At 61.0% G+C, this 14,250-nt stretch carries 13 protein-coding genes; 6 read left to right on the top strand and 7 right to left on the bottom strand.

Going from position 1 to position 14,250, the window contains the following annotated elements; all coding sequences use genetic code 11:
- Positions 1-69: 69 nt before the first annotated feature.
- Positions 70-777, top strand: coding sequence for a DUF502 domain-containing protein (locus tag GGD53_RS13460; RefSeq protein WP_184456703.1), 708 nt, complete (start codon positions 70-72; stop codon positions 775-777).
- On the opposite strand, the gene recG is transcribed toward GGD53_RS13460, so the two are convergent.
- The gene (gene recG / locus GGD53_RS13455) at positions 774-2,879 is read right to left on the bottom strand and encodes an ATP-dependent DNA helicase RecG (RefSeq protein ID WP_184456701.1); all 2,106 of its coding nucleotides are present in this window, start codon (positions 2,877-2,879) and stop codon (positions 774-776) included. The two genes, GGD53_RS13460 and recG, sit on opposite strands and share 4 nt — an antisense overlap.
- 92 nt (positions 2,880-2,971) lie before the next feature.
- On the opposite strand from recG, the gene GGD53_RS13450 reads away from it, so the two are divergent.
- The 4 genes from GGD53_RS13450 to GGD53_RS13435 all read left to right on the top strand — a co-directional run bounded on the left by GGD53_RS13450 (position 2,972) and on the right by GGD53_RS13435 (position 7,658).
- Positions 2,972-3,277, top strand: coding sequence for a succinate dehydrogenase assembly factor 2 (locus tag GGD53_RS13450; RefSeq protein WP_184456699.1), 306 nt, complete (start codon positions 2,972-2,974; stop codon positions 3,275-3,277).
- Complete coding sequence (gene mfd / locus GGD53_RS13445) at positions 3,274-6,777, top strand: transcription-repair coupling factor (protein ID WP_184456697.1); 3,504 nt, start codon at positions 3,274-3,276, stop codon at positions 6,775-6,777. Before GGD53_RS13450 ends, mfd begins: the two co-directional genes overlap by 4 nt.
- A 15-nt stretch (positions 6,778-6,792) precedes the next feature.
- A complete protein-coding gene (locus GGD53_RS13440; RefSeq protein ID WP_184456696.1) occupies positions 6,793-7,260 on the top strand; it encodes an OsmC family protein in 468 nt (155 codons plus the stop codon).
- Between the two features lie 65 nt (positions 7,261-7,325).
- The gene (locus tag GGD53_RS13435) at positions 7,326-7,658 is read left to right on the top strand and encodes a DUF6572 domain-containing protein (RefSeq protein WP_184456694.1); all 333 of its coding nucleotides are present in this window, start codon (positions 7,326-7,328) and stop codon (positions 7,656-7,658) included.
- A 28-nt stretch (positions 7,659-7,686) separates the two neighbouring features.
- On the opposite strand, the gene GGD53_RS13430 is transcribed toward GGD53_RS13435, so the two are convergent.
- Genes GGD53_RS13430 through GGD53_RS13420 form a run of 3 tightly spaced genes read right to left on the bottom strand, consistent with a single transcriptional unit; the run spans position 7,687 to position 10,771 of the window.
- Positions 7,687-8,244, bottom strand: coding sequence for a GrpB family protein (locus GGD53_RS13430; protein WP_184456692.1), 558 nt, complete (start codon positions 8,242-8,244; stop codon positions 7,687-7,689).
- A gap of 8 nt (positions 8,245-8,252) precedes the next feature.
- Positions 8,253-8,924, bottom strand: a complete 672-nt coding sequence (locus GGD53_RS13425) for a DsbA family oxidoreductase (protein ID WP_184456690.1) — start codon at positions 8,922-8,924, stop codon at positions 8,253-8,255.
- A 44-nt stretch (positions 8,925-8,968) separates the two neighbouring features.
- A complete protein-coding gene (locus tag GGD53_RS13420; protein WP_184456688.1) occupies positions 8,969-10,771 on the bottom strand; it encodes an extracellular solute-binding protein in 1,803 nt (600 codons plus the stop codon).
- Positions 10,772-11,057: 286 nt separating this feature from the next.
- Here GGD53_RS13420 and GGD53_RS13415 point away from each other — a divergent pair, with 286 nt between their 5' ends.
- A complete protein-coding gene (locus GGD53_RS13415; protein WP_064691599.1) occupies positions 11,058-11,723 on the top strand; it encodes an invasion associated locus B family protein in 666 nt (221 codons plus the stop codon).
- A 115-nt stretch (positions 11,724-11,838) separates the two neighbouring features.
- On the opposite strand, the gene hspQ is transcribed toward GGD53_RS13415, so the two are convergent.
- The 3 genes from hspQ to GGD53_RS13400 all read right to left on the bottom strand — a co-directional run bounded on the left by hspQ (position 11,839) and on the right by GGD53_RS13400 (position 14,152).
- Positions 11,839-12,168, bottom strand: coding sequence for a heat shock protein HspQ (gene hspQ / locus GGD53_RS13410; RefSeq protein ID WP_184456686.1), 330 nt, complete (start codon positions 12,166-12,168; stop codon positions 11,839-11,841).
- A gap of 157 nt (positions 12,169-12,325) precedes the next feature.
- Positions 12,326-13,735 (bottom strand): type I glutamate--ammonia ligase, encoded by a 1,410-nt coding sequence (gene glnA / locus GGD53_RS13405; protein WP_184456684.1) that lies wholly within the window; start codon positions 13,733-13,735, stop codon positions 12,326-12,328.
- 78 nt (positions 13,736-13,813) lie between these two features.
- On the bottom strand, positions 13,814-14,152 hold the full coding sequence (locus GGD53_RS13400) for a P-II family nitrogen regulator (RefSeq protein ID WP_003539626.1): 339 nt from the start codon (positions 14,150-14,152) through the stop codon (positions 13,814-13,816).
- Positions 14,153-14,250 lie beyond the last annotated feature (98 nt).

Here is a 14,250-nt window from a genome sequence, read left to right as displayed (position 1 = left end):
CATATGGACAAGGGGGAAGGGCCGGCGTTCCGGCCCGTCCAGGACTGAGATGGAGTTCATCAGGAAACGATGGCCGACAACGCCCCCAGAATGCCGGTAGCGACCCGGCTGAGGAACAATTTTCTCGCAGGCCTGATCATCTGCGCGCCGATTGCGATTACCATCTGGCTGACCTGGACCTTCATCCACTGGTCGGACAGCTGGGTCAGGCCCTATATCCCGGCGCGCTGGAATCCGGAAAGCTATCTTAATTTCGCTATTCCCGGTTTCGGCCTGCTGACTGCCGTCGTGCTGATCACCGTCGTCGGCTTTCTCGGCAAGAACCTCATCGGCCAGAGCATCGTCGGTTTCGGCGAATCGGTCGTCCAGCGCATGCCGCTGGTGCGCACGATCTACAGAAGCGTGAAGCAGATTTTCGAAACGGTGCTGAAGGAGCAGTCGAACTCCTTCAAAAAAGTTGGCCTCATCGAATATCCAAGTCCCGGCCTCTGGGCGCTGGTCTTCGTCGCCACCGACGCCAAGGGCGAAATCGCGTCTAAGTTTAATGCGATGGGTCAGGATATGGTCGCTGTCTTCCTGCCGCCGACGCCGGTGCCGACCGCCGGTTTCCTCGTCTTCGTACCGCGCGAGAAGATCGTCGTGCTCGACATGTCGCCGGAAGACGCCGCCAAGTTCCTGATTTCGGGCGGTCTCGTGGCGCCTGGAACCCCTCCGCCTGAGCCGAAACCGAAGCATCTGCCGCGGCCGAAGCCAGTGGCGATTTCCAAGGCCGATTAACCCGCCCTCAGGAAACGGATCGCCTCATCGCGGCGGAAGAGATAGAGCAGGGTGCGGATCGCCTGTCCTCTTTCGCTGGTCAGTTCCGGATCGCGCTCGATCAGATAGGCCGCATCCTTGCGGGCGATCTCGAGCAGATCGGCATGCGCCTCGAGGCTGGCGATGCGGAAGCCCGGCGTGCCGGATTGACGGGTGCCGAGCAATTCGCCTTCGCCGCGCAGCTTCAGGTCTTCCTCGGCAATGCGGAAACCATCTTCGGTCTCCCGCATGATCGACAGTCTGGCGTGACCGGTCTCGCCGAGCGGCCCTTTGTAAAGCAGGATGCAGGTCGAGGCCTCGTCGCCACGCCCGACGCGGCCGCGCAGCTGATGCAGCTGAGCCAAGCCGAAACGCTCGGCATGTTCGATCACCATGATCGTCGCATCCGGCACGTCGACGCCGACCTCGACGACGGTGGTGGCGACGAGAAGGCGGGTCTCGCCGTTCTTGAACGCCATCATCGCCGCATCCTTCTCCGCGCCGCTCATGCGGCCATGGATGAGGCCGATATCGGGACCGAGTGCGGAGACGAGCGTCGCATGCCGCTCTTCCGCCGACATCAGGTCGAGCTCTTCGGATTCTTCGACCAGCGGGCAGATCCAGTAGGCTTTCTTCCCTTCGGCGATCGCGCCCTGCAGCCGCCCGACGATTTCGCTCGTTCGTTCCATCGGCACGGTGATCGTCTGGATCGGCTTTCGGCCGGCCGGCTTCTCGGTGAGTTTGGAAACGTCCATGTCGCCGAAGGCGGCAAGTACCAGCGTGCGCGGGATCGGCGTCGCCGTCATGACGAGCATGTGCGGCGAGGTACCCTTGGCCGTCAGCCGCAGGCGCTGGTGAACGCCGAAACGGTGCTGCTCGTCTACGACTGCGAGCATCAGGTTTGCGTAACTGACGCTCTCCTGGAACAGTGCATGCGTGCCGATGATGATCTGCGCTTCGCCTGAGGCGATGCGCTCCAGGATGTCCTCCCGCTCGCGTCCTTTGGTGCGCCCGGTCAGCACCTCGATGCCGAGGCCGGCGGAGGCGGCGAATATCGAGATGGTCGCGTGGTGCTGCCGCGCCAGGATTTCCGTCGGCGCCATCAGCACGGCCTGGCCGCCGCTCTCGATCACCGCCGCCATCGCCATCAGCCCCACCAGCGTCTTGCCGGAGCCGACATCGCCCTGCAGCAGCCGCAACATGCGCTCGGCGCCGGCCATGTCCTTCAGAACGTCGGCGATCGCATCGTTCTGGCTTAATGTGAGGGAAAAGGGCAACGCCTTCACGATTTTGCTGCTGACCGCACCGGTCGCATGCACCGGCTGGCCCGCCACTTTGCGCAGCCTCTGGCGCACCAGGCTGAGCGACAGCTGGCCGGCCAGGAATTCGTCATAGGCGAGCCGCCTTCGGGCAGGGGCCTGCGGATCGACATCGGCGGGATCGCGCGGTTCGTGCAGCATATGGAAGCTGTCACGGATCGACGGCAGGCCCTGCTTCTGCGTCAGCGTGAGGTCGATCCATTCCGGCATCTCCGGAAAGCGCGGCAAGGCGGCGTCGATGATCTTGCGCAGCGTTTTTGGCGAAAGCCCGGCCGTCAGCGGATAGATCGGCTCGACGAGCGGCAGGCTCTCCGCTTCCTCCGCTTTGACGATATAGTCGGGATGCACCATCGAGGCGCGGCCGTTGAACCAGTCGATCTTGCCGCTGACCGTCACCTCGGTGTCAATAGGCAGCTGCTTTTCCAGCCATGCAGCCTGGCCGCGGAAGAAGACCAGCGTCAGCTCGCCGGTCTCGTCGTGCAGGAAGACCCGATAGGGGACATTGCTTTTGCCCCGCGGCGGCACCTGATGCCGATCGACACGTGCGGTGATGGTGACGATCGCGCCCTGCGGCGCCCGGGCGATCCCCGGCTGGTTGCGGCGGTCGATCAGCGAGAAGGGGGCGTGAAACAAAAGGTCGATGACCCGGCAATCCTCCGGTGTCTCGCGTCCGAGCAGCTTGACCAGCAGTTCGGCGATCTTCGGGCCGACGCCGGGAAGGCCCGAAATAGGAGAAAACAGCGGATCGAGAATGGCGGGGCGCATGCGGCCAAAATGCGATGAACAATGCGGCCTTGGCAAGGCTGACAAGCCGCTTTCCAGGGTCTATAGAGGCGCATCAACAGGAAGGTAATGCCATGACAGGTGTCACGCTCACGAGTGCCGGTCTCGACCCGCGCCGCCGCCGGATTCTTTTCCGTTGCTGGCACCGCGGCATCCGCGAGATGGACCTGGTCTTCGGCCAGTTCGCGGAAGCCGAGATCGCGAAGCTTTCGGAAGCCGAACTCGACGAGTTCGAGACGATCATGGCCGAAGAGGACAACGACCTGGTCCGCTGGATCATGGGAACCTGGCCGGTGCCTGAGCGTTTCCAGACACCGATGTTTGCCAGGCTTGCCGCCTACAAGCCCGATTTCGACAAGCCCCTCAGGACGCCGGAATGATCCCTGGTTTCGATGCGAAGAAGCTTGCGGCCATTGCCGAGCCGCTGACGATCGGCAATGTGCCCGCCGGCCTCGAACCGCTGCTGCTCGCCGATCTTGCCCGGGCGGGAGAGCCGGTGGCCTATGTCATGTCGGACGGCCACCGCATGGCCGATCTGGAACAGATGCTCGGCTTCGTCGCCCCAGACATTCCGGTTCTCACCCTGCCGGCCTGGGACTGTCTGCCCTATGACCGCGTCTCGCCGAGCGCCGATACCTCGGCCCGCCGGCTCGCCGCACTCGGCGGCCTCATCGCTCACCGGAAAAAGCCGCATGCGGCCATCGTGCTCGTCACCGCCAATGCCATGCTGCAGAAGGTGGCGCCGCATGATGTCATCGAAAGCTTGAGCTTTTCGGCCCGGCCCGGCAACCAGCTGCGCATGGACGATCTCGCCGGACGTCTGGAGCACAACGGTTTCGACCGCGTCGCGACCGTTCGCGAGGTCGGCGAATATGCCGTGCGGGGCGGCATTCTCGACGTCTTCGTGCCGGGATCGGAAGAGCCGGTCCGTCTCGATTTCTTTGGCGATACGCTGGAATCGATCCGCAGCTTCGATCCGGCAAGCCAGCGCACGACCGGCCAGGTGCGCTCCCTCGATCTCAACCCGATGAGCGAGGTGACGCTGACCCCGGATACGATCAGCCGCTTCCGCAAGAACTATCTCTCCACTTTCGGCGCGACCACGCGCGACGACGCGCTTTATCTCGCCGTTTCCGAAGGCCGGCGTTATCCCGGCATGGAGCATTGGCTGCCGCTCTTCTACGAGAAGCTCGATACCGTCTTCGATTACCTCGGCGGCTTCCGCATCGTCACTGACCACACCGTGCGCGAGGCGGCGGAGGAACGCTCCAAGCTCGTCCTCGATTATTACGACGCCCGCCTGAATTCCGGTCAGCCGTCCAAGGGCCAGATGGCGCAGGGCACGCCCTACAAGCCGGTGACGCCAGGCCAGCTCTATCTCGACAGCAAGCTCTTCGCCAAAACCCTCGACGCACTCGGCGCGATCCGCATCAGCCCTTTTAACGAGGTCGAGGGAGAGGCGAGGCGAGTCGTCAACGTCGACGCCCGGCAGGGCCAGCGCTGGGCTCGCTCCAATGCCGAAGGTAGCGGCGATGCCGAACGCATCAACATCTTCGACGTCGTCGTCAAGCATATCGCCGACCGCCGCGCCGCCGGCGCGAAAGTGCTCGTCACCGCCTGGACCGAGGGCTCGCTGGAACGCCTGCTGCAGGTGCTGAACGAACACGGGCTGGAAAAGGTCAAGCCGGTCGAGGCGCTGAAGGATCTCGGCTCGCTGGCGAAAGGCGAGGCCGCTGCTTCGGTGCTCAATCTCGAATCCGGCTTCGAGGCGGGCGAGCTCGTCGTGATCGGCGAGCAGGATATTCTCGGCGACCGCATGGTCCGCCGCTCCAAGCGCCGCAAGCGCGCCGCCGATTTCATTTCGGAGGTGGCCGGCCTCGACGAGGGCTCGATCGTCGTTCATGCCGAACACGGCATCGGCCGTTTCATCGGGCTGAAGACCATCGAGGCGGCGGGCGCCCCTCATGCCTGCCTCGAACTGCAATATGCCGACGAGGCCAAGCTCTTCCTGCCGGTCGAAAACATCGACCTTCTCTCCCGCTACGGCGGCGAGGGCACCGATGCCCAGCTCGACAAGCTCGGCGGCGGCGCCTGGCAGATGCGCAAGGCCAAGCTCAAACGGCGGCTGCTCGACATGGCCGATGCGCTGATCCGCATCGCCGCCGAGCGCCTGACGCGTCATGCGCCGATGCTGACGACGCCGGACGGCCTGTATGACGAGTTTGCCGCCCGCTTCCCCTATGACGAGACCGAGGACCAGGACAACGCCATCGACGCCGTGCGCTCCGATCTCGGCGCCGGCCGGCCGATGGACCGCCTCGTCTGCGGCGATGTCGGTTTCGGCAAGACCGAAGTGGCCCTGCGCGCCGCTTTCGTCGCGGCGATGAACGGCGTCCAGGTCGCCGTCGTCGTGCCCACGACGTTGCTCGCCCGCCAGCATTTCAAGACCTTCTCCGAGCGTTTCCGCGGCCTGCCGGTGCGCGTCCAACAGGCCTCGCGGCTTGTCGGCGCCAAGGAGCTGGCGCTGACCAAGAAGGAAGTCGCCGAAGGCAAGACCGATATCGTCGTCGGCACCCATGCGTTGCTCGGCGCCGGCATCAAATTCGCCAATCTCGGCCTGCTCGTCATCGACGAGGAACAGCATTTCGGCGTCAAGCACAAGGAGCGGCTGAAGGAGCTGAAGAGCGACGTGCATGTGCTCACCCTGTCGGCGACGCCGATCCCGCGCACACTGCAGCTCGCCATGACCGGGGTGCGCGAGTTGTCGCTGATCACCACGCCGCCGGTCGACCGCATGGCGGTGCGCACCTTCATCTCGCCTTTCGACAGCCTTGTCATCCGCGAGACGCTGATGCGCGAGCACTATCGCGGCGGCCAGAGCTTCTATGTCTGCCCGAGGCTTGCCGATCTTGCCGATATCAATGCCTTCCTGCAGTCCGATGTGCCGGAGCTGAAGGTCGCCGTTGCTCATGGCCAGATGCCGGCCGGCGAGCTCGAAGACATCATGAACGCCTTTTATGAAGGCCGCTACGACGTGTTGCTGTCGACCACCATCGTCGAATCCGGCCTCGACGTGCCCACAGCCAACACGCTGATCGTCCACCGCGCCGATATGTTCGGTCTTGCCCAGCTCTACCAGTTGCGCGGCCGGGTCGGCCGCTCGAAGGTGCGCGCCTTCGCGCTCTTCACCCTGCCTGTCAACAAGGTGCTGACGGCGACGGCCGAACGCCGGCTGAAAGTGCTGCAGTCGCTCGATACGCTCGGCGCCGGCTTCCAGCTCGCAAGCCACGACCTCGACATCCGCGGCGCCGGCAACCTGCTCGGCGAAGAGCAGTCCGGCCATATCAAGGAAGTCGGCTTCGAGCTCTATCAGCAGATGCTGGAAGAGGCGGTCGCCGAGGTCAAGGGTGTCGACGAAGTCCACGATACCGGCTGGTCGCCGCAAATCTCGGTCGGCACGACCGTGATGATTCCCGAGAACTATGTGCCCGACCTGCATCTGCGCATGGCGCTCTATCGCCGTCTCGGCGAAATCACCGAACTCAAGGAGATCGACGGCTTCGGCGCCGAGATGATCGACCGCTTCGGGCCGATGCCGATCGAAGTCCAGCATCTCCTGAAGATCGTCTACATCAAGTCGCTTTGCCGCACCGCCAATGTCGAAAAGCTCGACGCCGGTCCGAAAGGCGTGGTCGTGCAATTCCGCAACAAGGAATTTCCAAATCCGGCAAATCTCGTCGGCTATATCGGCAAGCAGGGTACGATGGCGAAGATCCGTCCCGATCACAGCCTGTTCTTGACCCGCGACCTGCCGACGCCTGAGAAGCGCTTGCAGGGCGCGGCAGTCATCATGACGCAACTGGCCGAGATGGCCAAGTAACGGAGGGAGATTGACATGGCGACACATGGCGCGAGAATCGCCTGGCAGCGCAACGACGAGATCTTCACCGACAACCGTTACAGCCGCGTCCATCGCTGGACCTTCGACGGCGGCATCGAGGTGAGGGCGTCCTCATCCTCGCATGTGGTTCCGTTGCCCTATTCCGCCGAGGATGCGGTCGATCCAGAGGAGGCTTTCGTTGCCTCGCTCTCCAGCTGCCACATGCTCTGGTTCCTGTCGATTGCCGCCAAACAGGGCTTTTGCGTTGACAGCTACACCGACGTCGCCGAGGGCGTCATGGAGAAGAACAGCGAAGGCCGTCTTGCCATGACCGTGGTGACGCTAAAGCCGCATGTCGTCTTCAGCGGCGAAAAGCAGCCTTCGCTCGGCGAGCTCGACGCCCTGCATCATCGCGCCCACCACGAATGTTTCATCGCCAATTCGGTGAAAACCGAGGTGCGCTGCGTTCCCGTTCTGGGCTGAGCGGCGCCAAACCGGAAGCCCCGGAGTTTCACCCTAGGATCAGTTTCGCCTATTGCGTAATCAGAATGTCTCTAGATCAAACGAACGTAGTTGATGCCATCGGTGTAGATGAGGCGACAGGCGAGCTGGTGCTGACTATCACGGATCACCTTGAGTGGACGGTAAGAGTTGATGAGCACCTTCTGTTGCTGCAAGAAAAGCTCAAGAGCTATTTGCGCTTTGTTGAGAGCGGTGAGATGTTGGAGGTATACTCTGACGCCAAAGGCCGGGCAGTGCTGATAGACGTCGTATGCAAATATCCACCTAGCCAGCTGGCCTTAGGCTTCTACAACCAAGTTGCAAAAATCGTTGACGGGGCAGGAATAAAGCTTCAACACCGCTTGTTTAGTGCAGATTAGCTACTTAGCGACGAATACCTCAACAATGCTAGTCCCCTGGCGGTTCTGACCAGCCGATCAGCTTTGCCCAGTCATTGGCGCCGTCCATGATGATGTCGAACACCGGGTCCTTGATGTCGTAGTAGAAATCGACGTCGTCGGGAAACCTTTGGGCAAGCCGCTGCTTGATCAGGGCGTAGGCGCCTGCCGCTATCGGATGGGCGCGCAGGAAGTCGCGGCAAAGAAGAGAATATCGCTGATTGAAACGACCTTTCTCGCGGATGTGCAGATTCGCCGGACGCCCCTTACTGCGATAGAAGGCCTTGCGCAGGTCGCCTTCCGGCAAATCAAGTCCCGGAGGGCAATGATCAATGAGGATCGGCCTGCGCTCGAAGCCCGCCTCTTCAAATGCGTCGGCGTCGACGTCAGCGAGATCGTTCACCGTCAGCTGAATATCGACGATATTTTTGGCGGGAAGCCCGGGAACTGCGGTCGAGCCGATGTGATGCAGGTATGCCCCGGCGGGCGCTGCTCCCATGATCGCGGATTTGAGGATCGCAAAATCCTCGACCCAGCTCTGCCGCGGCTCTTCGATCTCGATCCGCACAGCCAGCCTCAGTTGAGGCCCGATCGCGCCTCGGCCTTCGCCTTGGCGATATCGCGCAGCGCATTTGCCAGCACATCGGGCGTCTGGGCGCCGCTGACGGCATATTGCTGGTCGAAGATGAAGAAGGGCACGCCGTTGACGCCCATTTCCTGTGCCGCGGTGATTTCGGCGACGATAAGGTTGCTGTCGGCATCGGAGGCAAGCAGCGAGGCGATGACCGAGCGGTCGAGGCCGGCCTCTTCGGCAATGTCGAGCAGCACCGCGTGGTCGCCGACATTGCGGCCTTCCTCGAAATTCGCCTTGAACAACGCGGCAACGACCTTGTCCTGTTTTTCGCGGCCTTCGATCATCGCCCAGTGAATCACCCGGTGGGCGTCGAGCGTGTTCGGGCCGATTTTGATCGCCTCGAAATCGAAGGCAATGCCGACCTCGCGGCCGTAATCGGTCAGGATCTTGTGGGCCTGCGCCACGCGCTCCTCGCCGCCGAGCTTCTGAGCTAGCGCCTTCTTCTGGTCGACGCCTTCCTTGGGATAGTCGGGATTGAGCCGGTACGGCCGCCAGTTGATGTCGACGCCGATCTCGTCCTGCACTTCGGCAATGGCGAGCTCCAGCCGCGCCTTGCCGAGATAGCACCAGGGGCAGACGACATCCGAGACGACGTCGATGGTGATGCGTTCCATGATGATTTCCTTATTCTTTACGGATCGGGGCGGTTCGGCTCTTCTTACTGCGCGCTTGTGTCCCACCAGACCGGTAACTGGTAGCCGTAAAGCGGCGTCGTATCGGGACGGCCGATGCGCTTGCTGCGTGCGACCCATTGCTGGCCGATATGATAGAGTGGCAGCACGTAGTGGCCCGATAGCAGCAGCCGGTCGTAGGAGCGCACCGCTGCAGTGAAGTCGTCCGCCGAACGCGCCCTCAGCACATGATCGATCAGCGTGTCGAGATCGGGATCGTTGGCGCCGGCAAATGTGTCGTTACCGTCCTTTGTGCGCTCAGCGGAAGACCAACGGCCGACCTGCTCTATTCCAGGCGACAGCGTAGACACATAGGACTTGATGATCATGTCGTAATCACGGCTGCTCGTCCGGCTCTGATATTGCGAATCGTCGACTGTGCGGATCGAAACGGCGATGCCGATCGCCTGCAGCGAACGCTGATAGGCAACCGCGAGCTTCTCCTGGTCGGCATTCTGCGTCATGATCTCAAAAGCAAGCTGGCGGCCGGAGGCGTCAAGCATCTTGCCGCCCTGGATCGTGTAGCCGCCCTGTTTCAACAATCCGACCGCCTGCTTCAGCACATTGCGGTCACGGCCCGAGCCGTCGGTGACCGGCAGCTTATAGGTGCCATCGAGAATATCCGGCGCGATTTTGTCTTTGATCGGCCCGAGCAGGGCAAGTTCCTTCGCATCAGCGGGAAGGCCGAAGCTCGATAGTTCGGAGTTCTGCCAGAAGCTCTGCGTGCGCATATAAGCGCCGGAATAGAGGTTCTTATTCGCCCATTCGAAATCGAACACCAGCGACAGGCCTTCGCGCACCCTCGAATCCGCAAAGATCGGCCGCCGCGTGTTGAATACGAAGCCGAGCATGCCGCTCGGCAGTTTCGGCGTGAACACGTCCTTGATAACGGCCCCAGAAGTGGCGGCAGGGAAATCATAGGCACTGGCCCAATGGCCGGGATTACCGTCCGGATAGATATCGATATCGCCCTTCTTGAAGGACTCGAACAACGTCGTGTCCTGTAGGAAGTACTGGACGGTGATCTCATCGTAATTGTCAGTGCCGACCTTGGCGGGAATATCCTTGCCCCAATAATTCGGATCGCGCTCAAAGGTGATGCTCTCGCCCGGCTTCACCGTCTTCACCTTATAGGGGCCGGAGCCGACCAAAGGTGTCAACGAAGTCCGGTCGAAGGTTTCGGGGTCGACCGCATGTTTCGGCAGCACCGGGAAAAGGCCCAAAATCAAAGGCGTTTCGCGATTAGCTTTGTCGGTGAAGGTCAAGCGCACGCTCCGCTCGCCCACCTTCTCCATCTTGGCGACGAGTTTCAGAGGATTAGAAAAGCGCGGGAGCCCCTTGTCACGCAGCAGATCGAAGGTGAACATCACGTCTTCGGGCGTCACCGGCTGCCCGTCGGACCATTTCGCCTTTGGATTGAGGTTGAACTGGATGAAGCTCCTGTTGTCGTCCCATTCCACCGTTTCGGCCAGCAGGCCGTAAAGCGTGAATGGCTCGTCCCGGGAGCGCTGCATCAGCGAATCGTAGACGAGATTGCCATATTCGGGGTCCCACATTCCACGCGCCGTCGTACGCATGCTTTTCAGGATGAACGGGTTGAGGTTGTCGAAGGTGCCGACGACGCCATAGGTGATCTTGCCGCCCTTCTTCACGTCGGGATTGACGTAAGGGAAGTGTTTGTAGTCCGGCGGCAAGGCCGGCTCGCCATGCATTGCTATGCCGTGCAGCGGCTCGGCGGCAACAGCGCCGCACAGCAGCGAGAGGACGAGAGGGACGACGATCCGGAGCATTCTGCAATCCTTAAGACCACGAAAACGGGCATGATTCACCGCGGAGATTAGCATGGGGGCGCTCGATTCCAACACGGAGCGGCGATTTCTTCGGCATCGCGACGAAATTGCGCCTCGAATTGCCAAAGAAAAGCTGGATATCTTGAACGCTGCGATGTAACAGGTGAACCCGAAGTTTCGGGGTCATGCATTTGCCTTATTTTTCCATGAGGTGGAGTGCCGAACGACCCGATGGTTGGGGCGGCACGTCGCTGCTCCGAACGGATATCAGGAGACGGAATTCGTTATGATGTTCAAGTCTGAAAAGAAAATGCGGGCAGCACTGTCCGTTCTGGCAGTGATGTTCGGCGCCGCTTCGGCTCCGGTCTCCTCCTTCGCGCAGGACGCGGCGGCACAGGCTCCGGCCGATGCTCCGGCACAGGCTGCCGGTGCGCCGAAGCTTGGCTGGTACAAGACCTGCAGCAAGCAGGAAGACAACGACATCTGTGTTGTCCAGAACCTGATTCTCGCCAACGGCGGCCAGCTCGTCACGGCTGTCGGCCTGATTTCGGTCACCGGCAAGATCAACCGCAAGCTCCTGCAGGTCTCCGTTCCCACGGCACGCCTCATTCCTCCGGGCATCAGCATGCAAATCGACGGCGGTAAGGGCCAAAAGCTCGACTACGCCGTCTGCCTGCCGGACAAGTGCACCGCCGAAATTCCGCTGACGGACGCGATGATCGCCAGCCTCAAAAAGGGCAGCGACGTGATCTTCACTTCGATCAACTTCCGCCGCGCACCGAACCCGATCAAGATTTCGCTCGAAGGCTTCACCGGCGCCTATGATGGCGAACCGGTTTCCGAATCCAAGCTCGCCGAAAGCCAGCGCAGCCTGCAGGAAGGCATGCAGAAGAAGGCTGAAGAAGCCCGCAAGAAGCTGGAAGACGCCCAGAAGGCTGCCAAGGCGCAGTGATCCTGCCGCCATACTGAATAGAAACCCGGCTTCGAGCCAGGTTTTTGTTTCTCGCCAAAGAAAAAGGCCTCGCCGGGAGATGCGAGGCCTTGTTTATGTGATCGGTGATCCGATCTTAGTGGGCGAGGCTCATCTTGGGTTTGAGCTGGCCGGACGGCGCCTGATCGAAAATCTGGTAGATCTGCGGGTTGCGAAGCGGGGTGCCGCTTTCGTCATTCACCAGGTTCTGCTCGGAGACATAAGCGACATATTCGCTTTCGTCGTTTTCGGCGAGCAGGTGGTAGAAGGGCTGGTCCTTCCTCGGGCGCACCTCGGCGGGAATCGAATTCCACCATTCCTCGGTATTTGCAAATTCCGGATCAACGTCGAAGATGACGCCGCGAAACGGAAAATCCTTGTGCCGGACCACTTCGCCGATACTGAACTTTGCTAGTCTTTCTTTCATGGTACGACTTCCTTTCATCACCAAATTTGGTGATTGGTGCCGTGCAAATCAAGATTTTTGCACCAGCGCGTCACATGAACGTCATATCCTCCTTCTGCCGTTCATGACCAGGGAGGTGAAAGTCCCGACGAACCGGGACTTTCCGTGTTACGGCCGATCAGGCCGAATAATACATGTCGTATTCGACAGGATGCGGCGTCATTTCGAAACGCATCACCTCTGCCATTTTCAGCTCGATGAAGGCATCGATCTGGTCGTCGTCGAAGACGCCGCCTGCGGTCAGGAACTTGCGGTCCTTGTCGAGGCTTTCGAGCGCTTCGCGCAGGCTGCCGCAGACGGTCGGGATCTTCTTCAGTTCCTTCGGCGGCAGGTCGTAGAGATCCTTGTCCATGGCCTTGCCGGGATGGATCTTGTTCTTGATGCCGTCGAGGCCGGCCATCAGCATGGCGGCGAAGGCGAGATAGGGGTTGGCGGTCGGATCCGGGAAGCGGACTTCGACGCGCTTGGCCTTGGGGTTGGAGCCGAACGGAATGCGGCAAGAGGCCGAGCGGTTGCGGGCCGAATAGGCGAGCAGAACGGGCGCTTCATAACCCGGCACGAGACGCTTGTAGGAGTTCGTCGACGGATTGGTGAAGGCGTTGATTGCCTTGGCGTGCTTGATGATGCCGCCGATGTAGAACAGGCAGGTCTCGGAGAGGCCGGCATATTCGTCGCCGGCAAAAGTTGGCTTGCCGCCCTTCCAGATCGACTGGTGCACGTGCATGCCCGAGCCGTTGTCGCCGAAGATCGGCTTCGGCATGAAGGTCGCGGTCTTGCCGTAGGCGTTCGCCACCTGGTGCACGACATACTTGTAGATCTGCATCTTGTCGGCGTTGCGCACCAGCGTGTCGAACTTGATGCCGAGTTCGTGCTGGGCGGCGGCGACTTCATGGTGATGCTTTTCGACAACGACGCCCATTTCGGAGAGCACTGTCAACATTTCCGAACGCATGTCCTGGGCGCTGTCAACAGGCGGAACCGGGAAATAACCGCCCTTGATGCGCGGACGGTGACCGAGGTTGCCGGTTTCGTAATCGGTGTCGTCGTTCGACGGCAGTTCGGTCGAATCGAGCTTGAAGCCGGTATTGTAGGGATCAGCCTTGTATTTGACGTCGTCGAAGACGAAGAATTCGGCTTCCGGGCCGACAAAGATCGTGTCGCCGATGCCTGATGCCTTGAGATAGGCTTCGGCCTTCTTGGCGGTGCCGCGCGGATCGCGGTTATAGGCCTCGCCGGAAACCGGATCGAGGATGTCGCAGACGATGACCATGGTCGACTGAGCGAAGAACGGGTCCATATGCACCGTTTCGGTGTCGGGCATCAGCACCATGTCGGACTCGTTGATGGCCTTCCAGCCGCCGATCGAAGAGCCGTCGAACATCACGCCGTCAGCGAACATGTCCTCGTCGACGCTGGCAACGTCCATCGTGACGTGCTGCAGCTTGCCCTTCGGGTCGGTGAAGCGCAGATCGACGAACTTGACGTCATTTTCCTGGATCTGCTTCAAAATTTCGCTTGCGGTCGCCATTAAATACCTTCCTCCAATTTGTGATAACAATAGGTGGGCGCGGTGACGGTATCGGACTTTGCGCGCTTGGCAAAGTGGTCAGATGGCATCGATGCCGGTCTCGCCGGTACGGATGCGGATAACCTCTTCGACGTTGGAGACGAAGATCTTGCCGTCGCCGATGCGGCCGGTCTGAGCCGCCTTGCGGATTGCGTCTATGACGGCTTCCGCGTTCTCGTCGGCCAGCACCACCTCGACTTTCACCTTCGGCAGGAAGTCGACGACGTATTCGGCTCCCCGGTAGAGTTCCGTATGGCCCTTCTGACGACCGAAGCCCTTGGCTTCCGTGACTGTAATACCCTGCAGGCCGACTTCCTGAAGGGCTTCCTTCACCTCGTCCAGCTTGAAGGGCTTAATGATCGCTTCGATCTTTTTCATGAGAAAATGTCTCTCCGCTTCTCCTGTTATGGCAGGGATGTTCCCGCTCGCGGATATGATGCAGATATCGTGCCAGTTTGAAATCCATCTTCTCGAAA

The sequence above is a fragment of the Rhizobium aethiopicum genome (genome assembly GCF_014197535.1).
In the GTDB taxonomy this organism is placed as follows: domain Bacteria; phylum Pseudomonadota; class Alphaproteobacteria; order Rhizobiales; family Rhizobiaceae; genus Rhizobium; species Rhizobium aethiopicum_A.
This window is presented reverse-complemented; position numbering and strand designations above follow the sequence as displayed.